The organism is Staphylococcus lugdunensis (genome assembly GCF_001558775.1).
GTDB classification, from domain to species: domain Bacteria; phylum Bacillota; class Bacilli; order Staphylococcales; family Staphylococcaceae; genus Staphylococcus; species Staphylococcus lugdunensis.
Map to the genome: position 1 here is coordinate 1934006 of NZ_CP014022.1, position 25206 is coordinate 1959211.

General features: G+C 33.8%; 24 protein-coding genes and 1 riboswitch. Of the genes, 12 read left to right on the forward strand and 12 right to left on the reverse strand.

The window, feature by feature from the left end:
• Window positions 1-63: 63 nt before the first annotated feature.
• Window positions 64-861: a Cof-type HAD-IIB family hydrolase gene (locus tag AL499_RS08970; protein WP_002492550.1), complete on the forward strand. Its 798-nt coding sequence runs from the start codon at window positions 64-66 to the stop codon at window positions 859-861.
• 66 nt (window positions 862-927) lie between these two features.
• Here AL499_RS08970 and AL499_RS08975 read toward each other — a convergent pair whose 3' ends face one another.
• Window positions 928-1920: a D-lactate dehydrogenase gene (locus AL499_RS08975; RefSeq protein ID WP_037540460.1), complete on the reverse strand. Its 993-nt coding sequence runs from the start codon at window positions 1918-1920 to the stop codon at window positions 928-930.
• 353 nt (window positions 1921-2273) lie between these two features.
• Here AL499_RS08975 and AL499_RS08980 point away from each other — a divergent pair, with 353 nt between their 5' ends.
• The gene (locus AL499_RS08980; RefSeq protein ID WP_002478623.1) at window positions 2274-2933 is read left to right on the forward strand and encodes an NAD(P)H-dependent oxidoreductase; all 660 of its coding nucleotides are present in this window, start codon (window positions 2274-2276) and stop codon (window positions 2931-2933) included.
• 195 nt (window positions 2934-3128) lie between these two features.
• Here AL499_RS08980 and AL499_RS08985 read toward each other — a convergent pair whose 3' ends face one another.
• Window positions 3129-3962 carry a YSIRK-type signal peptide-containing protein gene (locus AL499_RS08985; RefSeq protein ID WP_002492466.1) on the reverse strand — a complete coding sequence of 278 codons (834 nt, stop codon included), beginning with the start codon at window positions 3960-3962 and terminating at the stop codon, window positions 3129-3131.
• Between the two features lie 399 nt (window positions 3963-4361).
• Here AL499_RS08985 and AL499_RS08990 point away from each other — a divergent pair, with 399 nt between their 5' ends.
• Window positions 4362-5855 (forward strand): aldehyde dehydrogenase family protein, encoded by a 1494-nt coding sequence (locus tag AL499_RS08990; RefSeq protein ID WP_002492505.1) that lies wholly within the window; start codon window positions 4362-4364, stop codon window positions 5853-5855.
• 68 nt (window positions 5856-5923) lie between these two features.
• Here AL499_RS08990 and AL499_RS08995 read toward each other — a convergent pair whose 3' ends face one another.
• A complete protein-coding gene (locus tag AL499_RS08995; protein WP_037540465.1) occupies window positions 5924-6730 on the reverse strand; it encodes a VOC family protein in 807 nt (268 codons plus the stop codon).
• Window positions 6731-7059: 329 nt separating this feature from the next.
• Entirely contained in the window at window positions 7060-7341 is a 282-nt protein-coding gene (locus AL499_RS09000; RefSeq protein ID WP_002460436.1) for a GNAT family N-acetyltransferase, read from the reverse strand.
• A gap of 279 nt (window positions 7342-7620) precedes the next feature.
• Between AL499_RS09000 and AL499_RS09005 the strand changes: the two genes are divergently transcribed.
• From AL499_RS09005 to mhqD, 6 genes are all read left to right on the forward strand, one after another.
• Window positions 7621-8352: a M48 family metalloprotease gene (locus AL499_RS09005; protein ID WP_002460433.1), complete on the forward strand. Its 732-nt coding sequence runs from the start codon at window positions 7621-7623 to the stop codon at window positions 8350-8352.
• Between the two features lie 248 nt (window positions 8353-8600).
• The gene (locus AL499_RS09010) at window positions 8601-9557 is read left to right on the forward strand and encodes a hypothetical protein (protein WP_002492494.1); all 957 of its coding nucleotides are present in this window, start codon (window positions 8601-8603) and stop codon (window positions 9555-9557) included.
• Between the two features lie 211 nt (window positions 9558-9768).
• Entirely contained in the window at window positions 9769-10203 is a 435-nt protein-coding gene (gene mhqR, locus AL499_RS09015; protein ID WP_002478630.1) for a MarR family transcriptional regulator MhqR, read from the forward strand.
• A gap of 67 nt (window positions 10204-10270) precedes the next feature.
• Window positions 10271-11239, forward strand: coding sequence for a ring-cleaving dioxygenase MhqE (mhqE, locus tag AL499_RS09020; RefSeq protein ID WP_037540455.1), 969 nt, complete (start codon window positions 10271-10273; stop codon window positions 11237-11239).
• Window positions 11240-11250: 11 nt separating this feature from the next.
• Window positions 11251-12156 carry a ring-cleaving dioxygenase gene (locus AL499_RS09025; protein ID WP_002492540.1) on the forward strand — a complete coding sequence of 302 codons (906 nt, stop codon included), beginning with the start codon at window positions 11251-11253 and terminating at the stop codon, window positions 12154-12156.
• A gap of 19 nt (window positions 12157-12175) precedes the next feature.
• Window positions 12176-12769, forward strand: a complete 594-nt coding sequence (gene mhqD, locus AL499_RS09030; protein ID WP_002492578.1) for a methylhydroquinone degradation carboxylesterase MhqD — start codon at window positions 12176-12178, stop codon at window positions 12767-12769.
• 53 nt (window positions 12770-12822) lie between these two features.
• On the opposite strand, the gene AL499_RS09035 is transcribed toward mhqD, so the two are convergent.
• Window positions 12823-13887: a YkvI family membrane protein gene (locus AL499_RS09035; protein WP_002492418.1), complete on the reverse strand. Its 1065-nt coding sequence runs from the start codon at window positions 13885-13887 to the stop codon at window positions 12823-12825.
• Window positions 13888-14187: 300 nt separating this feature from the next.
• On the opposite strand from AL499_RS09035, the gene AL499_RS09040 reads away from it, so the two are divergent.
• Window positions 14188-15975, forward strand: a complete 1788-nt coding sequence (locus AL499_RS09040; RefSeq protein ID WP_002478635.1) for a cation:proton antiporter — start codon at window positions 14188-14190, stop codon at window positions 15973-15975.
• A gap of 58 nt (window positions 15976-16033) precedes the next feature.
• Here AL499_RS09040 and AL499_RS09045 read toward each other — a convergent pair whose 3' ends face one another.
• From AL499_RS09045 to AL499_RS09075, 7 genes are all read right to left on the reverse strand, one after another.
• A complete protein-coding gene (locus tag AL499_RS09045; protein WP_002492522.1) occupies window positions 16034-17998 on the reverse strand; it encodes a fructose-bisphosphatase class III in 1965 nt (654 codons plus the stop codon).
• Window positions 17999-18163: 165 nt separating this feature from the next.
• The gene (gene uptA, locus AL499_RS09050) at window positions 18164-18778 is read right to left on the reverse strand and encodes an undecaprenyl phosphate transporter UptA (protein ID WP_002492486.1); all 615 of its coding nucleotides are present in this window, start codon (window positions 18776-18778) and stop codon (window positions 18164-18166) included.
• 141 nt (window positions 18779-18919) lie between these two features.
• Window positions 18920-19918, reverse strand: a complete 999-nt coding sequence (locus AL499_RS09055) for a ThiF family adenylyltransferase (RefSeq protein ID WP_002492529.1) — start codon at window positions 19916-19918, stop codon at window positions 18920-18922.
• Window positions 19918-20685, reverse strand: a complete 768-nt coding sequence (locus tag AL499_RS09060) for a thiazole synthase (RefSeq protein WP_037540454.1) — start codon at window positions 20683-20685, stop codon at window positions 19918-19920. Before AL499_RS09060 ends, AL499_RS09055 begins: the two co-directional genes overlap by 1 nt.
• A gap of 1 nt (window position 20686) precedes the next feature.
• A complete protein-coding gene (gene thiS / locus AL499_RS09065) occupies window positions 20687-20887 on the reverse strand; it encodes a sulfur carrier protein ThiS (RefSeq protein WP_002460415.1) in 201 nt (66 codons plus the stop codon).
• The gene (thiO, locus tag AL499_RS09070) at window positions 20871-21986 is read right to left on the reverse strand and encodes a glycine oxidase ThiO (RefSeq protein ID WP_002492427.1); all 1116 of its coding nucleotides are present in this window, start codon (window positions 21984-21986) and stop codon (window positions 20871-20873) included. The genes thiS and thiO overlap by 17 nt, the downstream gene beginning before the upstream one ends.
• Window positions 21979-22569: a thiamine phosphate synthase gene (locus tag AL499_RS09075; RefSeq protein WP_002492555.1), complete on the reverse strand. Its 591-nt coding sequence runs from the start codon at window positions 22567-22569 to the stop codon at window positions 21979-21981. The genes thiO and AL499_RS09075 overlap by 8 nt, the downstream gene beginning before the upstream one ends.
• Window positions 22570-22631: 62 nt before the next feature.
• A riboswitch (TPP riboswitch) is annotated at window positions 22632-22743 on the reverse strand.
• 534 nt (window positions 22744-23277) lie between these two features.
• On the opposite strand from AL499_RS09075, the gene AL499_RS09080 reads away from it, so the two are divergent.
• Both AL499_RS09080 and AL499_RS09085 read left to right on the forward strand, forming a co-directional pair.
• Window positions 23278-24552, forward strand: coding sequence for a pyruvate MFS transporter (locus tag AL499_RS09080; protein WP_002460411.1), 1275 nt, complete (start codon window positions 23278-23280; stop codon window positions 24550-24552).
• 123 nt (window positions 24553-24675) lie between these two features.
• Window positions 24676-24960, forward strand: a complete 285-nt coding sequence (locus AL499_RS09085) for a putative quinol monooxygenase (protein WP_002460409.1) — start codon at window positions 24676-24678, stop codon at window positions 24958-24960.
• The last annotated feature ends 246 nt before the right edge of the window (window positions 24961-25206 follow it).

Below are 25206 nucleotides of genomic sequence, written 5' to 3' on the forward strand. Positions count from 1 at the left end.
ATGACGTATAGACGCTATATAATTGGTAGTGAAAAATTGTGAAAGGTATAGGAGGCATCATTTATGATTAAAGCGATTGCTGTGGATATGGATGGGACATTTTTAGACAGTCAAAAACATTATGATGAAATAAGATTTAATCAACAATTTCAGAAACTTCAAGATAAAAATATTAAGTTTATAGCAGCAAGTGGAAATCAATATGCAAAGCTTAGATCTATTTTTGGTGATAAAGAGATGTATTTTATTGCAGAAAATGGTGCTGTGATTTATCAAGGCAACAGCTTATATGATTATAAGAGTTTTGATATACAAGACTACCAATCTTTGGTGCAATATTTAATGTTAGAACAAGGACTTCGAGAGTTTATTATATGTGGCTTAAAAAGTGCTTATATTTTAAAGGATACGTCACAACCTTTTAAAGAGAATGCGCACTTTTATTATCACCAATTGGAGGAAATTGATTCGTTTAACGTATTACCAGACGATGATTATGTAAAAATTGCTTTTAATATCAATCGGACAACGCATCCTACGCTTGATGAAGATATGGCTATACGCTTTAAGTATATTGCAAGTTTAGTATCGAGTGGGCATGATAGTATTGACGTAATTATGCCTAATATGACAAAAGGGGAAGCGCTTAAAGGTTTGTTAACAAAGTGGCATATCAAACCTAGTGAACTCATGGCTTTTGGAGATGCTAATAATGATAAAGATATGCTGGCATTGGCCCATTATAGTTATGTGATGGCTAATAGTAATGATTCTGAATTATTTGATATAGCGCATGCAGTTGCGCCAAGCAATGATGAACAAGGCGTATTACAGGTTATAGATGATGTGGTCTTATCTTAAGGAAAAAAGCGCTAAACAAGTCATATCGCTTGTTTAGCGCTTTGTATATATTAAATTTAATCTATATTAGTTTAATTGAGTGTCACATTTACCAGTTTCAATGACTGATAACGCAGCATTTAATCCACCTTCAACAAGGTTTCTTACTGCCTCATCAGAGAAGAAAGCAATGTGTGGTGTTACTAAAATATTTTCGTGACGAATTAATTCTAATAATGTTGGATCGTCAACATCTTTACCTGTCCAGTCATAAGTGAAGTAATCTGCTTCATTTTCATAAGTGTCAATTGCTGCACCTGATAAAGTACCATCATTGACTGCATCAAGTAAAGCTGGTGTGTCGATAACAGCACCACGAGCGGCATTTACTAAAATAGCGCCTTTTTTCACTTTGCTAAACATTGATTTATTGAATAAATGGAAGCTTTCTTTGTTTGCAGGTACATGTAATGAAATGATATCTGCATCTTTAATTGCTTCTTCCACAGAGTCTTTATATTCTAAGAAATCTAAAGAGTGATTTGGATATGCATCAAAGCCTACTACTTTAGCACCGAAGCCAGCATAAATTTTACCTGTTGCTGCACCGATACGTCCTGTACCAATAATTGCAACTGTCATATTTTTAACCGGTGTTGACATAATAGGTGCTGCCCATTTGAAGTTGTGTGCTTGAACGCGTTTTTCAATTAATGGGAATTTACGTACTAATTGTAAAGCTATAGATACAGAATATTCAGCGATTGTTTCAGGTGAATAACTTGGTACATTTGAAATAACAATGCCGTGTTTTTTAGCTAAATCTAAGTCATACATATCAAAACCAGCAGTACGTTGTGCAATTTGTTTAATTCCATATCCTTCTAATTTAGGATAAACAGAATCTTCTAGTTTCCCAAATTGCATTGTTGTAACACCGTCAAATCCTTCTAATTGATCTACAGTATCAGCACTTAAGATTTCTTCTGAAGTAACGACTTCAACATTGTGTGCTTTACCCCAATTTAAAGCATCTTTTTTCTCATAATCACGCGTACCGAAAAACATAATTTTTGTCATTGAAATAATCTCTCCTGTTCCTAGATGATATAGTTATATAAATATAAGACGTTATACGATATATAAGTAAGCTGTAATAATATTGGCTTGTGTTATAGTGTCTACAAGTCTCTTACCTACAATATTATTATATTGTGAATTATTTCACAAATCAATAGTTTGCATCACATTTTTTGTTATAAAATTGTACCAAAGCAACAATATGAAAATATTTACACATATTTTATAATTCTTGCTTTGTATTTTGCCATAGTGGTATGTGGGTTTTAAATAATTGGATAATCACAATACTTTTTTGTACTGATTATATATTTTATAATTTAAGTCACACTACTATTTCAGGAGGCTTTATCATGTCACAAATGAATGAAACAATTATTAATGCATTAAATTTTCGCCATGCGACGAAAATATTTGATTCATCAAAACAAGTTAGCGATAAAGATATGCAAACGATTTTAGAGTCAGGACGGCTGTCACCGAGTTCTCTTGGATTAGAACCATGGCGATTTGTTGTCATTGAGAGTCAAGAACTAAAGGATAAACTTAAACCTTATAGTTGGGGTGCACAAAAACAACTTGATACAGCTAGTCGTTTCGTTGTTATTTTGGCTCGTAAAAATGTTACGGCACAGTCGGACTATGTTCAACATATCCTCAGAGACATTAAGAAATATGATACACATACCATCCCAGCAGTTGAACAAAAGTTCAATGATTTCCAAACAAATTTTCATATAAATGATAGCGAACGTACTTTGTTGGATTGGGCTAGCAAACAAACATATATAGCCTTAGCAAACATGATGACTTCAGCAGCATTACTCGGAATTGATTCATGTCCAATGGAAGGTTTCGATTTGGATAAAGTGACGGAAATATTACAAGATGAGGGCGTTATTGATACAGTGCATTTTGCACCTTCAGTTATGGTGGCCTTTGGTTATAGAAAAGATGAGCCAAAAGGAAAAGTACGTCAGCCAGCAACAGATGTCATTGAATGGGTTAAATAAGTAATGATGTAATAGCATGTTAAATGATTAAGTAAGGGAGCGGGACAGCATTCATAATGAATTCGTAGTCCCGCCCCAGCAAGGTTGACTAGGATTGAAAAAAGCTTAGTATAAGCGTATTTTCTATCTAGTCAACTACTGCCAATACATATATATCATAGCCTAAAACAAAATGATGCCCCAGACTGTTTTGTATTATATGTGTTTTCGACGACGCATAAAGAGTGCTGAGCCAAGTACTGCGAGTATTGAAGCTAATGCCATACTATGTTCGGGCGTTTCTTCTTTACCTGTATTTGGTAATGCTTTATGATTAATCGGTGCTGTGACAGTCATATTTGATGAAGTAGCGTGAGTAACTGTTGGCTTTTTAGTTTGATTGATTAATGTTTGATGAGTGTGATTTAATTCATTATGTTGTGAAGGATTAAAAGGTTGTTCCACATTCACTGCTGCTGTCGATGGATTAACTATTTTACTATGTTTCTCGACGTTTTGTTTTTGACTTTGATGTTGAACAGCTTGTTTAGTTAAACGAGATTGGCTTGTTCTTTGTTGACTTACAGTTTTAACACTACTGCCCGTATGTTGAATTTTTTTAGATGTAGATTGTTTTTCGGTTTTAATATTGTGACTAGAGTGATTATTTTGACTTGTGTGATGCGTTTCACTATTGATAATCGTTATGTCATTGATGAGCCATTCACCATCTGTAGAGCCTAAAATAATTTCAGTTTTGCTGTGTGAACTACTATTTTGATTTGAATTATTTTTTTCTATAATGTCTGTTGTTTTACCATATGGACTTGTAATATCGACTTCTGATGTATGTTTACCAGATGTGTGTTGATTTTGAGTATTTGCCTGATGCTGAGCGTGACTTTGATTTTGTTCTGTAGCTGTACGACTAGTTTCTGAAGCATACGCATCTTGATTCGCTCCTAAAAATACTACTGTTGCTAGGGCAACTGATCCTATTCCTATTGCAAATTTACGAATTCCAAAACGCTGTTGTTGATAAAATTTCACATGATCACTCCTTAATATGATTTAATAATGCCTTACATGTTTGCTACTACTTTCTAGTTGGAATGAATGTAAGGACGCCACTATATAAATATTTTATATAATTATAACCATTTTACCATAAGACAGTGAAATAAAATATAGTATAGTTAGCAGTTTAATAGCTTTTTAAATTTATAAGCATAATTAAAATATAAGATATTAATGTAAAGTTAGCATATCATCATGTTTTAAGTACGGCTAAATTGGTAATACGTTATAAGCAAGTTGTTTTTATTTTTTACGCAGAAAAGGTAAAATACTAAATACGTAGAAAACGCTTTCATTATTTTCTACAGGCTTTACCGCATCGAACGTATTGCACATGGCCTTTTATAAATTCTAAGTAAAGGATGATGACCAATGTCAAATGTAAATATAAGAGATTTTATAGATGAAAAATATGATTTATTTATCAATGGAGAATTTCAAGCAAGTGATAGTGGAGAAACATTAGACGTAACTAATCCAGCTAACGGAGAAACATTAGCACAAGTAGCTAAAGCCAATCAAGCAGATGTTGATAAAGCGGTTAAAGCAGCTCAGGATGCTTTTGACAGCTGGAGTAAAATTTCTAAAGAAGAACGAGCGGACTATTTATTAGAAATTAGTCGTCGCATACTTGAAAAAAAAGAACATTTTGCGACTGTTGAGTCGTTACAAAACGGTAAACCGTACCGTGAAACGTCTACGATTGATATTCCTCAAACAGCAAATCAGTATAAATATTTTGCAAGTGTGTTAACAACTGATGAAGGTAGTGTTAATCAAATTGATGACAATACAATGAGTTTAGTTGTAAATGAACCCGTCGGCGTAGTTGGAGCAGTTGTCGCATGGAACTTCCCATTCCTATTATCTTCATGGAAACTCGCGCCAGCATTAGCTGCAGGTAATACCGTTGTCATTCAACCATCATCATCTACACCGTTATCACTCATAGAACTTGCGAAAGTGTTCCAAGACGTATTACCGAAAGGTGTAGTTAACGTTGTAACTGGTAAAGGTTCTGAATCTGGCGATGCCATCTTTAAACATGAAAGCGTGGATAAATTATCATTTACAGGTTCAACAGATGTTGGTTATGGCGTAGCAAAAGCAGGCGCTGAACGTATTGTTCCGACTACTTTAGAACTTGGTGGTAAAAGTGCAAATATTATCTTTGATGACGCAAATTTAGATCAAGTAGTTGAAGGTGTACAACTTGGAATTTTATTTAACCAAGGTGAAGTATGTAGTGCAGGCTCACGTTTACTAGTACAGACTTCAATTTATGATAAAGTCATTCCTAAATTGAAAGAAGCTTTTGAAAATATCAAAGTTGGCGATCCTTTCGATAAAGATATTAAAATGGGTGCTCAAACTGGGCCAGATCAAATAGAAAAAATTGAAAGCTATATTAAAATTGCAGAAGAAGATAGCAGTGCAACTATCTTAACAGGTGGCCATCGTCTAACTGATAATGGTCGCGATAAAGGATATTTCTTTGAACCTACAATCATTGAGTTAAAAGATAATAGTCATAAATTGGCACAAGAAGAAATTTTTGGACCAGTATTAGTTGTAGAAAAATTTGAAGATGAAAATGAAGCGATTCAAATCGCTAATGACTCGGAATACGGTTTAGCTGGTGGTATCTTTACGACAAACCTCAACCGTGCTTTAAATGTCGCTAAAGCAATGAGAACAGGACGTATTTGGATTAATACGTATAACCAAATTCCAGCCGGTGCGCCATTTGGTGGATATAAAAAATCCGGTATTGGTCGTGAAGTTTATAAAGATGCGATTAAAAACTATCAACAAGTTAAAAACATCTTTATCGATACAAGCAATCAAACGAAAGGTTTATATTAATATAATTTATTATGATTGTAATACGACATCATAAAAACAGAGCGCTTTATGCGTTCTGTTTTTTTATACTATCCTGCAACCGTGCTTGTATCACTATGAATTGTAATATCGAAGCCTTCAGGTGATGTTACGTGCGTTTCTTCAGCATTGGGTTTATAAATATCAAAATGGACTAAGCCATAACTTTCCGTATTACTTATTCTTTTCTGGTTTGATTGCCACATATTCACAGCGATATGATGATGATAATATTGTGTTGACATAAACAATGCTTGTGGGAATTTAGAAATATGTGCTAATTCAAGTTGTGAAACATAGAAATCATATGCCTCTTTTATATCATGTGTTTTTAAATGTAAGTGCCCGATTTTCCCATTTGCAGGCCAGCCTTGCCAACCTAAATTAGTACGTTGTGCAATTAAATCATCAGCATTCACTTCTAACGTATCCATTTTTACGAAATCATCATTCCATTGCCATTGGTCACTTGGTCGGTCTTGGTATACTTCGATGCCATTACCTTCAGGGTCATTAAAGTAGAGTGCTTCACTTACGAGATGATCTCCACCACCAACAGCGATATTTAACCGGCTAACATGATACAAGAAATTGGCTAAATCAGCGCGGCTAGGTAATAAAAAAGCAATATGGAATAAACCAGCTTCTCGGAAACTAGGATGTCGTCCTTCAGCTAAATAATTTAAAGTTAAAGTATGACCGTTTGCGCCTACATTTAAGATAGTACGTTCTTCGCTGCGTGCTTTTATTGAAAAACCAAGAATAGTGCTGTAAAAAGTTGTCATTTTAGCTAAATCAGCGACATTTAATGTGATATTTGTTACGTGCGTTGCTTCAATGGTATGGAATGAAGTCATCATGTATTGCCTCCTATAGTGATAATTTTATTTATAATTTATATCTGGTATATTAAATATACTCTTGTGATTTAAAAAGTACAAGATAGAAGTTTCAAAGTTTATACATTTTTAGTCAAGTGGTTGATAATACAGGTTTTTAAGTAAATGAAACTTAGTATTGTTTCAATAAAGAAATACGTAGTTAGAAAAAGGAAAAATATGGGGCTTCAAGCGATAAAGACATATTATTTTTATAATATTTACAATGAAAGCGAAATAGTGCATTAAGTTGAGACGAAACTTAATGCACTATTTTGAAATATATTTTATTGAGGCAATGATTTGTATTAGCCAAGATAGACATCTTGGTAATCATCATTAGTTTCTAATACATGTTTGGCAAATGGGCAAGATGCGATAATTTTCAATTGATTGTCTCTAGCATAGTTCACAACTGCTGCTACTAGTTCTTTTCCAATACCTTGACCTCCTAATTCGTCAGGTACACCGGTATGGTCAATATCAATTTCATTATTATCTACTTGTTTAAACGTAATAACAGCTTGAGCGTTGTCTTCAGATTCTCCAATATAGAACTGATTATGACCTTGTTTAATCGTATTGTCCATTGTAATCACTCCTTAATATTTTTTATATTATATATGTATCACTTTTGGTATAAATTAAACATGGCTCAACCATTTTAGGACATTGAATTGCGCTAAGAAAACATTTAAAATGACAAGTGTAATCGATATGATTGTATTATGAATAAGTAGTATGTGTGTATCATTATCATCAGGATGCATACATAAGCATTTAAATTCTTTTGTCGCTATATAATAAATCACATATGTAAATTTAAAAGGTTGTATTAAATATTATCTTCCCTAAGAAAGAGGATTAAAATGAGGCTCATTGCAATTATATTTTTAAGCTTAGTTATATTAATAAAATTTGACGTAATACAAGTTTCACTTCTTGGACAAACGGAAATACGCTATTTGTTTATTTTTGCATTCGGATTAGTTGGATATGCATTTATCAGTCCGTATATGTATTTATTTTTAAGCAACCGCACAGAGGTTGATCGTACGTGGTTGCAACAACATATACCAGAGATGGAAACACAACAAGTAACCACATATATTGGAGAATTACCATTTAAACCTAATTTATTTGCTTCAGGAAGCGGACATCGTAAAGTTATCGCAATAGATAGACGTATTGAACAAGCATTGTCAATAGAGGAACTAAAGTTTTTTATCCTACATGAATATAGTCATATTAAAGATCATGATATTTTAAAGTTAAGATTAATGCGCTCAGTTGTTGTCGCACTTATACCAATTATTGCATTATTAGTTAGTCGTACAATTCATTTTAACAATGTTTTATTGTTGTTAATATTTGTAGTTATTGTGTTATCACTCTATATTTCTGGATTTTTCTTATTTTTCCATTATGCGCGTCTTAAAGAGCTAAAATGTGATCGCTTTGCTGCACAATTTACATCAAAGACAGCACAACGCCAAGCTTTCGAAAAGTTTATTGCGCTCGGTATTATGGAGGATACAAAGGTAAAGTTGATGTCAACACATCCATCACTTCAACAACGCTTAAATCACTTGAATATATAAAATATGCGCCAAATTATCATAATATCACGTACATGGTAATTTAGTACTATCATTATTGAATCATTAAGGGCAGTATATAAAGTTAGTTTTGACTTTATATGCTGTCCAATTTTTATTTCATGCATAAAATTCCAATTGCCAGTTTTAATTTTTTTATATAAAATATTTATAAAATATAAATTTCAACTTACGTTAGTTTTATACGTCGATTCAAACAATACTTACATAATATAGGAGATGTCTAATACATGAAAAGAACAACAAGTATAGTATTATGTGCCTCGCTTATTTTAGGAGGTTGTGCTTCTATGAACAAAGAACAAATGAAAGACATACCGAAAACAGTAAGCGTCAAAGATTATGATGGCAAATATATTGGTGGACATAAAGAACGTAATAAGATCTTTTTAAAAAAATATAAAGCAGAAGCCGAGAAAAAATACAAAGAATATGTGAAAGAAGTATTATTTGGTCTTGACTGTAAAATCAATTTAGTTAAAGCTTACACAAATTCATATGGATTTGGAGAGAAAAATCAATCTGATGGTTTAGTAGTAGTTGGTACAGTTAAATATGATGTGCCATTTCAACTAAGATTAATTTTTGCTGAATCCAATGGAAAGATAGTTATTACGACGTTTACTCCCGGACATGAAAACGAAACATCTGCCGCAGTTGTAGCAATAATGTATAAACGCTATGAATATGACATTGAACAAGCACGGTTAAAATTCAAGAGTGAGGTTGAAAAAAATGGTTACTATGCCATGAACGAGAAACTTGAAAAAAAACAAGAATTTAATGGTGTTACTAAACAGTACTTAAATGTTAATACAGATAGTATTGATGATTTAAATAAATTCAAAAAAGAATTCAAACCAGTTATGAAGTTAAAAGGAGCAGAATTTAATCAGCAAATGCAGAATTTAATCGGTAAATATCCCTACATTAAAAAAGGAATGGAATATGATTTTATTGCGTACTATAATAAAAAAACTGCGGATAATGTTAATAGATACTCATGGAATTTACAAATACCAACGAATGACACAATGAAAAAAATACCAGGAACCAAGATGATGTACTTCTATAAAGATGGTGTGTCTTCAAGTGAAATAGGCGATGATGGAAAACTGGAGAGACAAACGAGTGATATATCTATGGATGGGGGCAACTGGGATAAATATAAAAAAGAAAAGAATTAACAAAGATATGATTGAGAATACGGATGAATAGCTTAATTTTTAAAATCTTTCAGTTGCTACAAATTAATAAGCAATGCATGACTTAGAAAATTAGAGAAGCAACCAAATTTAGCATCGAAGTTATATCGCATAAAACAAAAGTATTGACTATAAAAATATTAGCGTGTATAATTTATCTCGAAATCGAAATAAATTGAAGGGTGGTGAGGATGTGGATCGCACGCAACAATCATTAAAAGCTTTTGTTGGTCTAAATCGAACTTTAGATACTTTGGAAAAAATTGTCCAACGAGATGTGAAAAATTATGGACTTAATATTACAGAATTTGCTGTACTAGAGTTACTTTATAACAAAGGTCCTCAACCCATTCAACGTATTAGGGATAGAGTACTGATTGCTAGCAGCAGTATTTCGTATGTAGTGAGTCAGCTTGAGGAGAAAGGGTGGCTATTACGAGAGAAGGATTTAAGAGATAAGCGCATATACAATGCAACGTTAACTGAAAAAGGTCAACAATTTATGGCGGACATATTCCCGCAACATGCGATAACATTAGAACACGCATTTTCAGTGTTATCAGATGAAGAATTAGTGACATTACAACAAACATTCAAAAAGCTAAGTGCACAAAATGCCGACGTGTAAAAATGTGCACTTTTCTTTCAATTTAAAATTATCTCGAAATCGAAATAAAATAGAGGAGGCATTATTTATGACAAACAATCAATTATTAGGTATTCACCATGTTACTGCAATTACAGATGATGCAGCACGCAATTATAAATTTTTTACTGAAATTCTAGGTATGAGACTCGTTAAAAAGACAGTTAACCAAGATGATATTCAAACATATCACACTTTCTTTGCTGACGATGTTGGTTCTGCAGGAACGGATATGACATTTTTTGATTTTCCTGGTATTTCAAAAGGCCGTAAAGGCACAAATTCAATAACAAAACCATCATTTCGCGTACCTAATGATGATGCATTAGAGTATTATTTAAAACGTTTTGACGAATATGGTGTTGAACATGAAGGAATCCAAACATTATTTGGTAAAAAGGTATTACCATTTCAAGAAGAAGATGGTCAAGATTATCAATTAGTATCTGATGAAGGTAATACTGGCGTAGCACCTGGTAAACCATGGAAAAATGGACCAGTGCCAGAAGACAAAGCAATCTATGGCTTAGGCCCAATTGAAATTACAGTAAGTTACTTCGATGATTTTAAAAAGTTATTAGAAGATATATATGGCATGAAAGTCGTTGTTAGCGAAGATGATGTAGTACTATTAGAAGTTGGTGAAGGTGGTAATGGGGGACAAGTCATTTTAAGAAGAGATTCTAAAAGTCCGAATGCCTTTCAAGGATATGGTGAAGTTCACCACGTATCATTTAGAGTTAAAGATCATGAAGCGATTGAACAATGGATTAAAAAATACTCAGAAGCACGTATTCCAAACTCTGGATTAGTCGATCGCTTCTATTTCGAAGCACTTTATGCACGTCTCGGCCACATATTACTTGAAATTTCAACAGATGGACCTGGATTTATGGGTGATGAGCCATATGAAACGTTAGGCGAGAAATTATCATTACCACCTTTTTTAGAAGAACAAAGAGATTATATTGAAACACAAGTAAGACCATTTGACACAACGGGTAAAAGCTATAAATAAGGAGGGCGAACATGATGGAATCGATTCAACGCATTCATCATATTTCTGCAATTGTTGGAAATGCACAAGAGACTTATGATTTTTACACAAATATTTTAAACTTAAAATTAATTAAGCAAACAGTTAATTTTGAAGATATCGATACGTATCACTTATATTTTTCAAACGAGAAAGTAAATTCAGACATGGTGTTAACTTTCTTTAACTGGCCAAATCAATATAGGGGACGTATTGGTTCAGGACAGATTGGTCGTTTAGCATTTAGAATTCCTAAAGATAGTATGACAAGTTGGGAAATGCATTTAAATGCACACGGAGTCAAAACACGTCAAACGCAATCATTTAATCAACCTACGTTAGAATTTGAAGATATACATGGTTTAACGTTAGCAATGGTTGAAAGTGATGAAGAAATGAAAACAAATGACATTATTGGGTTTCATGGTGTCACTATGCTTTCTGCTAATCCAGAAGCCACTCGACAATTATTACACAATGACTTAGGTTTGGAACATGTTCAAACTACGAGCGACAATGTTCAATTTCAAACTGTAGGAGACATTCATCATCAAGTTATTGTCAAAAATTTTGTCAATCCACAACGTGTGCGCTGGGGTACAGGTATCTTTCATCATATTGCTTGGGCCGTGCCTAATAATGAATCGCAACTAGAGTGGCGTAAATATCTGGTGAATAAAGGGTTGAACGTTACAGATGTGAAAGAACGTTTTTACTTTCATGCAATTTACTCTAAAGAACCTGGGCATATAATCTTTGAATTTGCTACTGTAGGACCAGGGTTTACGGTTGATGAAGATATCGATGAATTAGGTACAGCACTTCAATTGCCACCGTTCTATGAAGCGCGTCGTCATGAAATTGAAGCAGCCTTAACACCATTAAAATTAAATTCATAGTGAGAAAGTGGGGATAGAAATGGAACATATTTTTAGAAAAGGTCAAGAAGATGCACCAACGTTAATATTATTACATGGCACAGGTGGTGATGAAGCCGATTTAATTCCATTCGGAACGGCTTTGAATTCTGATTATAATTTGCTAGGTATTCGTGGTGAAGTGAATGAAAATGGAATGAATCGTTATTTTAAACGTCTGGCTGAAGGTGTTTATGATGAAGCCGATCTTAATTATCGTGGACAGCGTTTATTAGATTTTATTCATGAAGCGGCAAAGCAATATCATTTTGATTTAGATAAAGCGGTATTAGTAGGGTTCTCAAATGGTTCTAATATAGCTATTAATATAATGTTACGTCCAGAAGTGCCATTTAAAAAAGCATTGCTATACGCACCACTATATCCAGTTGATGTGACGTTAACTAGAGATATGAGTAACGTTCAAGTCCTATTATCTATGGGACAAAATGATCCGATAGTACCATTAGAACAAAGTCAAAAAGTGATTAATCTATTTAAACAGAATGGTGCTACGATTACAGAAGTTTGGGTAAATAGTCATGAAATAACTCAAGAAGGATTAGAAAAAGGGCAAGAACTTTTAGCTAAATAACTTAAAAATTAAAGTTCCTAAAGGGAGTCAAAACGCTTTAGGAACTTTTTAATTTAACTTTTAAGTGTTTTTAAGCGTTTAAAACCTTTAAATATAATTGGAATAAGTAGAATGAAGCCGAATAATCCCATAATAGGGAAGACTTTTCCGATTAAAGAAATAAAGCCAATAAATGTGCAAATGTACGTTGCTATCGCCATGATGATAATCATGACATAGTATTTAGTAGTAAATGGTTCACTAAAACGTGCAGCAAAGGCATACATTAAGCCGACAACAGTGTTATAAATCACTAACACCATAATCACAGACATAATCGTCCCCAAAATAGGAGATATATGTTGAGCAAGTAAAAGTGAAGGTAAGGCAACACCTTTGATTTCCGTGTATTTCGTTAATAATCCAAGATTAATCATTAGTATTAAAAAAGTTACAATTAGCCCTCCGCATAATCCGCCCCAAAGTGTCGAAGATTTATATTGGAGACGACCACCCATCACAGATAAAAAGCTAAAAGCAGCTGCAATTTGTAAACTTGCATAGTTTAAGCCATCAAACCACCAACCAGGCGAATGTGTTTGAAGTTTGTTATTGTCTGAATCCACAATTGAAAAATCGAGATGTCCAGTTATAAAGTAATAAACAGCAATAATTGTTACTACAATGATTAGGAAAGGAGTGACCATGCCTAAAACAGTAATAAGACGTTCGAATTTTAAAAATAGTGTAGCTAAGATTAATAGCACTAATAAGAGCGAGCTAAGCCAATATGGTAATTTAAAGCTTTCATGTATTGTAGAGGCACCGCCAGCCGTCATAATAATAGCTAAAGAAAGTAAAAATAATGTTAAAACAATATCAAAAAATTGGGCGATTGTTGGGTGTAAATAGTAACGAATTGCTTGTGAATGATTGTACGCTCTGAGACGATATCCTGTATTAAGAACGAAGATACCACCAACAGTAATCATTGCTCCTGTAATAATCAGACCTGGAATACTGCCACTCCCATGAATCGTAAAGAATTGAAAAATTTCTTGACCAGTGGCAAACCCTGCACCAACAACGACACCTACAAAAGCAAAGGCGACCATCATTGATTCTCTAAATGAACTCATGTATGTCATCCTTTCTAACCAAATAGTATATATATACATTTAAAATTAAATTTATTATATAAAGCAATATCTATATATATTAGACTATTTTGAGAAAAAAAGAAATGGGAAGTTTGTCTCAAGAGTAAAGTTGTATTTTTGGAATATACAAATAGCGATATTTCCCCTATAACGTGTATGGTATAAATACATCTTAAGTTTAATCAAGAATGGGTTAGACAGTCTTAATGCATTTAGCATTAAAATTTGCTAATATATAGCATGATTCATAAGAAAGTATATCGTAAAAGGGGGGGCACTATGTCGTTTAATCTGCCAATTATGTTAGTCATCGTGTTGTTTTTAACACTAGGAATATTTAGTCAATGGCTTGCCAATCGTATTAAATGGCCGTCAATCGTCGTCATGTCGATTGTAGGTTTATTAGTTGGTCCGATATTGGGTTTAGCAAATCCTAAAGAAACGCTTGGTTCTGACATTTTTAGTCCTATTGTTTCATTAGCGGTTGCGATTATTTTGTTTGAAGGGAGCAGTAACCTAGACTTTCGTGAATTGAAAGGTATTTCTAAAGCTATATTACGTATCATCACTGTAGGTGCTGCGATTGCTTGGGTATTAGGTGCTATAGCATTACATATGATTTTACATTTCCCTATAGCCGTTGCTATCGTTGTTGCTGGATTGTTTTTAATCACGGGACCAACTGTTATTCAACCACTGCTCAAGCAAGCGAAAGTACGAAAAAATGTCGATTCTATTTTACGTTGGGAAAGTATTATTCTTGATCCCATTGGCCCCATATTAGCGTTAAGTGCCTTTTATATTTATCAAATTATTGATGAAGGTTTTGGTTTGCATGTGATACTTATATTCGGCTGTCAGATTATTGGTACGATTGCGATTGGATTTGGTGCATCATTCTTGTTCAATTGGCTAATTAAATTAGACTTTATTTCACAAGGCCTTATGCCATCAATTCAACTAGTCTTTATTTTATTAGTTTTTAGTATATGTGACCAAATACTACCTGAATCAGGTTTGCTGGCTGTTACTATTTTTGGTTTGATGATGGCGCGTCAAAAACGACATGATTTAATTTTTAAAGAATCAGATCATTTTATTGAAAATTTATCATCTATTCTGGTGTCAACTGTATTTATACTTATCACATCATCTTTAACATCAGATATTTTAGTCAATATATTGTCTTGGCAATTAGTTCTGTTTGCATTAGTAATGATTGTTCTTGTTCGTCCTATATCCGTTCTGCTTTCAACTATAGGCACTGAGATAACGAAAAAAGAGCGTGCCTTAGTCGCAATGATGGCACCTAGAGGAATCGTGGTATTAACCGTGGCACAATTTTTTGGGGCTTTATTTATGGATAATGGTGTAAAAATGGCATCTTACATCACGCCCGTAACGTTTGGTTTAGTCTTTATAACTGTCGTGATTTATGGCTTTAGCTTTACACCGCTTAGTAAAGGACTTGGATTAGCTAGTACAGAACCACCTGGTGTCATCATCGTTGGGGAAAGTGCTTTTTCGTTTCATTTAGGATCAAAATTGCGTGAACATCATATTCCCGTTATGGTCTTCAACTTATTTACCAATACGACAGAAGAAGCTCAACAATTAGGCTTTGAAGTGTTTGAAGGCAACTTGTTGTCAAGCAATGACCGCATCTATGCCGATTTAATTCGCTATAATAAATGTTTACTGATGACTAAGTCATTTATTTTTAATAGTCTGGCTTTTAATGAATTGGTACCTGAATTTGGCTTAACTAATGTGGATATGATGCCTGTATCCTTTACTGATGAACAAGCTCGAAATAACTTAAATGGCCCTTTACGACATCATATTTTATTTGATGAAAATCATAGTCCGAAATGGTTTGACAACTGCATTGTTAATCAAAATATTATCGATGTTCCAGCTGCACAATTTGATTATGATCATTCATCTGATATGATTATTTATCATATTGATGACAATCAGGTTGTTAGGTTTAATCATAGTACTAAAAAGATGCCACATTATGAAGACGGTATTTATGGCGTGCTTAAAAATGTATATAATGTTTAAAATAACAAACGCGCATCAATAGAAAAAGATGCGCGTTTTTATTGAAAAAATGTGTCAGCTAATTAAGATAGCGATCATGCATTAATGTCTTGAGAATATCGATTTGTTCTTGAATATGGTAACCATCATTGGTATCACGTATTTTTTTGCGTTGTAGCTCTTCATCTACGACTCGACGTACAGATAGTTCATCAGCCCCATCAGATAGTACTTTATCTTTCGTATTAAATTCTTGGTGAGCAACAAGCTGCATACCGAATGAATTGTATAATAATGTATAGCCAGCAATACCTGTAGTTTTTTGATAGGCTTTTGAGAAACCACCATCAATTACAAGCATTTTACCATCAGCTTTAATCGGATCTTCTCCATCAATTTCTTTAACAGGTGTATGCCCATTGATAATACGTCCTTCATCAGGATTCAGACCAAAGTCTTTTAACATTTTACGAATCATGTCCACATCTTCACGTAGGTGATAATAAGGGTTCTTTTCTTCTTTATGTGAGACCTTATCTTCAATAAAATAACGTTCAAATGTTGTCATGGCACGTTTACCAAATAATGAACTATATTTACCAGTCCATAAATACCACACTAGGTCAGTAGATAAGTCGTCTGTAATATCCTTATGGTCAAATGCTTCACGTACATGCGTTTCAAATACATCTAGTAAATCACGTCCTTGATGTTTCACACCTTCAATTTCAAAAGCTTCCATTTCTCCATTTTCATCAACAGGAATACAGCCATGGATGAGTAAATTACCGTTATAAGGAAGATATAATGTACCTTTTTGCATTAAAAATGACATATGACGTTTTAATTTTTCTGATTGTTGGAATGACAATAACAGCTTATTAATAACATCTTCTTCTTCAGGTAACAATTTACCAGGATTTTGTGGATCCACAGTAGTAAAGCACGTATTTGTTAATGGGTAGGTCTTACCATACACAGTAATCTTGTTGTTGTCATAATCTGTTTTTTCAAGCACGAGACGCTCTTCCATTTCAAAGTTTGGACGTCGTTTAATAATAGGTATTTCTAATTTGAATTGGATTATGGCAATCGCTTGATGTATTTTTGTTATTTGATCTTCTTCTAGTTTCGTTAAAGCAGCTTTTTTATCCGGCCGTTTTTTAGGCTTGAAAGCAGGATTGTTCCCGTCATAATAGGTTTCCGCAAGAGTGAGTAACGGTCGTAAATTAATGCCATATGCATCTTCGATAATATCTAAGTTATCATAACGCGCGCAAATGCGAAGTAAGTTGGCTAAACACACCTTTGAACCGGCATAGGCACCAATCCATAATACGTCATGATTACCCCATTGGATATCGACAGAATGATAATCGATAAGTGTATCCATAATCTTATCTGGTTGAGGTCCACGGTCATAAATGTCACCAACAACATGGAGATGGTTCACGACTAATCGTTGAATTGTATAAGATAAACCGATAATTAAATCATCTGATTGTTCAAGTTCAATAATTTGGTTCACGAGTGTTTCATAATAAGATTTTTTGTTATTAAATTCATTACTTTTGTACAATAGTTCTTCAACAATATAGACATATTGCGTCGGTAAAGCTTTCCGCAATTTTGAACGTGTATATTTAGAAGAACAGTATGTAATAAGTTCAATTAGGCGTTCAATCGTAGTGATATACCACAGATTGAGTTGTCCTCTAGAATTAAATTCATTTTTAATTAGCTTTAACTTTTCTTCGGGATAATAAACAAGGGCAGCTAAATCATTAATTTCTTTAGTGGTTAATTTATCTTTAAAGATATCATTTATTTTCGCGCGTACGTTGCCTGAACCATTGCGCAATACATGTTGGAACGAATCATATTCACCGTGTAAATCACTGACAAAGTGTTCCGTGCCTTTTGGTAATTCTAAAATAGACTCTAAATTAATAATCTCAGTTGCTAATTTTTCTGGGCTATCGTAATGATGGGAAAGTAAATCTAAATACTTTTGCTTAAGTTCACTTAGTGTATTCGGTGTCATAATTGCGTCACTCCTGTATATAGTTTAAATCGAAATAATACTTCTATATCAATGATTAAATCGCTTACATAAATTATTAACAAAAATACAGAACATTTCAACATAAGCGCTTAAGAATAAAAAAACTTAGAAGTTATGTTGCGTCACTTCTAAGTTCTCTATTTATTATTTGATATTTTTACCTTTTTTGAAAAAGAGTCGATAAGCAAGATAAAGGATTGCAATAATTAGAATGATATACATTACATAAGAATAAGTATGAAGTGCATTCATCAGTACGTCGAAGCTATCGCTAAGTACACGACCTAATAAAATGAGCGCAAAGTTCCAAATCGTAGTACCTAATAACGACAGTGTTACGAACTTAACAACATTCATGCGGTTAATACCTGCTGGAATGGTAATCAAGACACGCAATACAGGAATAAAGCGACATAATAATACCGCCCAAGCCCCATATTTCTTGAACCAATCGTTTGCACGTTTTAAATCTTTGCTTTTTAATTTAACCCATTTGCCATATTTATCAACAAATCGATATAGACTGTTTTCTGAAATAAGACGGCAGAGATAGAATAAAATTAATAAACCAATAAAAGAAGCGATTGTTGAAATCGTAAATAATATTGCAATAGATAGGCCGGATTTCACAGACATTAAACCGGCAAAGGTTAAAATAATTTCAGATGGTACGACGGGTAAGACATTTTCTAACAAAATTAAAATAAAAATGGCAGTATAGCCCCATTGATTTATAAAATCAGTAATGATTTGTTCCATAAAGACAGTAAACTCCTTTAAGATTTAACAATCCACTTTAGTTATATCAAACAAAAAATTCATAGTAAATTCATTATAATCAAATTTACTATGAATTGCTTGCTTTATCATTTATTTAGCTATAGTTTTGAAGTTATTAACTCATTTTAATGCTTTTAAGAACTGATGGTATAACTGTTGCGCTTCTTCATTGTTTGTGACGCCATAGACGTTCATACGACCATCTTCAAACAGTGTCATGCGGTAATTTTGATAGTGTATCAGCTTAGCGAAAGGTGTTTCTTTAATGATATGTCCTGGGAAATGATGTGCATAGTCAAAGGCGTGTGTTTGGAAACGAAATAAATATGTTTTTCCACATAAATTTTCGATATGTGTTTGTTGTTTGGTTTCCAATATCTCATAATAGCCTTGCACACATACTTGACAGTTGTCATCTTGTAATACATCGACGTTCATAGCCTTATATGAGACGTTGAATACATCGAGTGTAATTAATTGTTTTGAAAAGCCTACACCAATGAGGTATCGAACGGCTTCCATCACTTCATAACTTGCGACTTGTGAAATGATAGGTGGAAGAACACCATTTATTGCACAACTTTCACCCGTCTCAGGAATATATTGTAGCAAGCATTTTAAACAAGGACCTTTAAAATCTATGCCATACACCGTTCCTTTACTGCCAACCGCAGCACCATAAACCCAAGGAATTTGATATTTATGGCATACTTCATTTATTAAATAACGAATTTTAAAATGATCCATACCGTCAATCACAATGTCTGGTTGCACGCTTGTCAATAATGCTTCTATCGTTGAGGACTCGACTTCTTGATAGAAGGTCGTTACATTAACCTCACTATTAATGTGTTGAATATGTTGTTTGATAGCCTCTACTTTAGGTAGCATATTATCTGCGTCTTCTTCAGTATAGAGTGATTGACGATGCAAATTAGATGTTTCAATGATATCCATGTCAACAATATATAAATTTCGCGCCCCCATACGAGCTAGTTGTGCAGCAACATGACTGCCTAGCGCACCAGCACCCATAATTAAAATTTGCGCGTGCGATAGTGCAGTTTGTCCATGTTCGCCAAAAGGGGCAAAACGTATTTGTCGCTCATAACGAGACATTATAAGAAACCGAGTCCTTCAGTTGGGCTAGATGCTTGTGCAGTATATTTAACTGGAATACGTCCTGCCTCATAAGATAAGCGACCTGCTTGGATACCTAATTTCATTGCTTCTGCCATTTTTACAGGGTCTTTTGCCCCTGACACAGCTGTATTGAGTAAGATACCATCAGCCCCTAATTCCATAGCATGACATGCATCTTTTGGTGATCCAATGCCGGCATCAACAATTACAGGAACATTGGAATTTTTAATGATATAACTTAAGTTAAGCTGATTATTAATACCTCGGCCTGTACCAATAGGTGAAGCAAGCGGCATTACCGCATGAACGCCTAGTTCTTCCAATCGTTTTGCTAGGACGACATCATTAGAAATATAAGGGCAAACGATATAGCCTTTTTCTAACAATACTTTACAAGCTTCATACGTTTCAAATGGATCGGGTAAGAGTGTTTCATCATCACCAATCACTTCAACTTTAATCATGTCACATACACCGGCATGATTAGCAATTTCAGCAATACGAATCGCTTCTTTCGCTGTTTTTGCTCCAGCTGTATTTGGGAATGTAATAAAATTTTTGAGATTAATATTTGCAAGTGGGTTTGGTAAATTTTTGTCATATAAGTTCATGCGTCTTACCGCAAAAGTTAAGACATTTGTTTCTGACGCTTCAATCGCTTTGGTTTGAATGTCTTCATTGTCAAATTTACCTGTGCCTAATAATAAACGTGATTTTAATTCTAATGAGCCAATTTTAAACATATTATCCGCCTCCAACAAATTCTAGTAATTCTAATTTATCGTCTTGTCTTACCGTGTGACTGTGATAGTCATCTTGTTTAATTAAAGTGTCATTATATTCAACGATGACACGTTTCGGATCTAATTCTAATGCAAGTAACACATCTTGAATGGATTGTTCCTTGTCAAATGTGAAAGGGTCACCATTAATCATGCACTTCATATGTTTCCCTCCTAGTCGCTGAAAATGTGTTATAAATATCTGGTTTGGTACCAGATAACAACCAATTTGCAATATCTCTGCCAATAATAGGTGACAATAAAATACCGTTACGGTAGTGACCAGTAATGGCAAATAGACCATCATCAATGCGATCCATAATCGGTAGTTCTTGTTCAGTGTATGGTCGCACACCAGACCATTGTTTAATGATTTTACTGTGCGCTAATGCTGGAATGCGTTCGCTTGACTTTTCAAGTAACCAATGTATTCCATCATCGGTATTGCCGACAGAATAATTATCAAAGTCGCTGGTTGCACCAATTAAGAAACGGTTAGGTTTCTTAGGTACAATATAGCAACCATTTGTCATAAAAACGGTTTCGGTAAGTTTCAAGTCATTATGTTCGACTAAAATAACTTCACCTTTTACCCCGATAACTTTACGTGGCAAATGATAATGTTCAAGTAATTCTGATGACCATGCACCTCCTGCGACAATCACTTTTTGCGCATATAATGTACCGGTTGTTGTCATAACTTGATAAAAGCCATTATCTTTACGTATATTGGTAACTTCTGTTTCATAGTATCGATGAATATCACGCTTTAAAATCGATTTTAATAAGGCTTGTGTGTAATGATGTGCATTAATTTGTCCGTCTTTTGGGATATAAATTGATAATGGACTAGGATTGATTGTGCCATGTGAAAGTTGCTTTAAAGCGTTATCGCTTAATTTAGTGACACTTGAATCATGTGCATTTAAAAATTCATACTGAGCCATTAAGTGATTAACATCATCTTTGCTGCTAGCTACTTTAATTAACCCAGAATTTTGAAACTGAATGTCGATACCTGTTTCTTGAAATAAGTCTGCGGCTAAATCAGGAAACATAGCTCGCGATTCAAGCGCGAGACGAAATAGAGCGCTGTCATAAGTAAATTCATTTTGAGCGCCTAACATTCCACCTGCCTTATAAGAAGCATGTTTGCCAGGAACATCTCTATCAACAATCGCAATATCCAAATGGCTTTCACTTAAAGAACGTGCAATGGACATGCCGATGACACCTGAACCAATAATTAGTACATCATGCATGATGATGCCACTCCTTTCGAAATTGATGAATAACTGAAGCGGATGATTTCATAAAGAAAGAAATTGCACATATTCCAGCAAATTTGGGGGATAGTTTGCGGATAGTATCCGTTGTTATACCACCAATTGCATATACAGGGATGGGAACTTCTAATACCGAATCGATTTCAACTTGAGAACGTGGCGGTAAATTGGGTTTTGAAGGTGTAGGAAAAATATGCCCAAAAAAGACCGCGTCAAGTCCCGCTTCATAAGCCCGGATTACCGAAGATAAATGATGTGTAGACATAGATACGTGTATGTCAGGATATTTAGACTTAAGTTGAAATGCTTGTGCATCATTTTCTCGGAAGTGAATATTCTGTAATCCCAATGTATTTAACAGCTTGACATCACTGTGTATCATCATCTTAGATTTTGGAAATCCCTGATAAATTAACTGTTGAATAAAGTGCTGTAATTCCTTCTGAGACATAGAAGTTCTAAAAAGTAAAAAATCTATGTCCTGCTCGATAGTAAGAAAGTGCTGCAAATCGTTGTTGTCTAAAAATTTATATTCTGTTATCGCAATGAAAATGAACATCACCTCATTTAAATTAAAAAAACGCTAAACCCAAGTAGGGAATAGCGTATAGTATCGTTACTTTATATCCTTCGCCACTTCCCTACGCCAGTACTGTCTGGATCAGGTTCCAGGAATTATAAAGTCTCTTCTTTACTCTCAGCCTTAAGATAAAAGGCACTTCCAGTGGATGATTATATGATTATTAGCGTTTAATTTAACTACATTCTACAAAAGAATATGGCTGAATTCAAATTTTAATACTGTTTTTAATTTATAGAGATACGTTTTTGATAAAAGATATATGCTTAAATGTGCATGAATAAAGGCAAAATAACAAATATTAATTGTTTTAATAGGTAATTCAAATTATTGCAAATAATTCGATGTATATTTGTTGGTTTTATGCATTAAAGTTTATAGAAATTAAATTCAAATAATTAGTTAAAATTCATTGAGGTACTGATTTTATGGGCATTTAACATAAAAATAGTCAAATTATTCCGATGTGACGGCTAAGAATATGCAAAAAATATAAAAAAATTGACAAAAATGTGAATTTAATATTGAAACCGCTTCCGCAATCTGCTAATATGATAAAAAAATAACTTAAAAAGCCTATGATGACAGTGTTAAAAAGGGAGTCATATAACATCGTTAGACAGACTTTTTTGAAACTTCTTCAACAGCAATTTAAGAAACGACAAAATTTAAGGAGTAACAAAAGTTATGATTCAAAAAAGAAGTAATGTTCGTTGGTACTTTGCAATCGCGTTCTTTATTATTGGTGTCATTGCGTACATGGACCGTTCAAATATTTCTTATATCGCGCCACAAATGATGGCAGATTTAGGAATGGACAAAAAGCAATTTGGGTTATTAGCTTCATTCTTCTCATTAGGTTATGCATTAATGCAGGTACCTTCAGGAATGTTAGCCGAAAAATTTGGGCCAAGAAAAATGATTACGATAGCATTATTATGGTGGAGTGCTTTTACTATTTTTACAGGTATGATTAAGCACCATGGCTTGCTTTACTTTGTAAGATTTTTATTTGGTGTTGGGGAAGCACCAATGTATCCATCAAATGCAGTTTTTAACTCGACATGGTTCTCTAAAACAGAAAAAGGTCGTGCTTCAAGTGCATTGCTTGCAGGTTCTTATTTTGGCCCTGTGCTCGCACCCATTGTAACGATAGCCATTGTTAATGCATTTAACTGGGAGGCAGTGTTCTATATTTTTGGTGCTGCAGGTATATTAATTGCGATTCTTTGGGGAATTATCGCTAAAGATTTACCAGAACAGCATAAAATGGTAAATGAAGCAGAAAAACGTTTTATTATGGAAAATCGTGATATTGTGCAAACATCAAAATCAGTAGCACCTTGGGGACAATTCTTCCGTCGTTTTAGTTTCTATGCCATTGCAGGACAATACTTTGTAGTGCAATTTATCATTACATTATTCTTAATTTGGTTGCCTACATATTTAACTGAACAATATCATGTTGCTTTTAAAGATATGGCAATTAGTTCATTGCCTTGGTTAATTATGTTCTTCCTCATTTTATCAGCGGGTGCAATCTCAGATAAAATTTTAAGTACAGGTCAATCACGTTTTGTATCTAGAGGTGTGATTGCGATTGTAGGATTTATTGTTTTTGCTGTAGCCATTTTCTTTGCCGTGCATACGGAAAATCTATATGTCACTATTTTCTGGTTATCATTAGGACTTGGTGGTATGGGTATTTCAATGGGAATGAGTTGGGCAGCAGCTAATGATATTGGACGTAATTTTGCCGGTACTGTATCAGGTTGGATGAACCTATGGGGCAATATCGGTGCATTAGTAAGTCCATTCTTAGCAGGTGCGTTAGTAAGTTCTTTGGGATGGACAATGACTTTCCAATTGCTTATTATTCCAGCAGTAATTGCAGTAATACTTTGGTTCTTTGTAGCACCAGACAAACCATTGCTTAAAGACGAAAGTAAAACTTTAAAATAAACTTATTACTAGAGGAAATCTCTACTATATTTGAAATAAACAGTTGAAGATAAAAAGTCTTCAGCTGTTTATTTCATTCATGAAGGATTATAATAAAAGTATAACTTTAAAGGAGTGAATGTGATGATTATTATTAACGCTAAATTAAAAGTAGCAGCTGAACATCGAGAGGCATATTTATCTCTAATGAAAGATTTGGTAGATGCCACACAACAAGAGCCTGGTAATTTATTTTATCATCACTATGAGGATGTTACAGAACCTAACTCATTTGTAGTTGTTGAAAATTATCGCAATCAACAAGCCGTAGATGCACATAATAAATCTGCACATTTTAAAGTATTTAGTGATAATATTGGCAAGTACGTGAGCGAGCAACCTGTGATTGATGTTGCAGAAGTCAAATGAGAATAATATGCTAGTAAGTATGATGTTTGGATTATTCTAGTGTATATTTGAAATGAATGTGGTGTGTTTTAATAAATTGCTTTAACAACACATGTGCAATAAGTAGCATCAGTAAAGTTTACACGTTTAATAACCTCTTTTCCAATCATGGAAGAGGGGTTTTTGATGTGTAAAGCTCTTGCTCATAGCACTATAGTTAATGGTAGAATAGAAAATATTGTGACATAGAGGATTGTTTCAAATGAT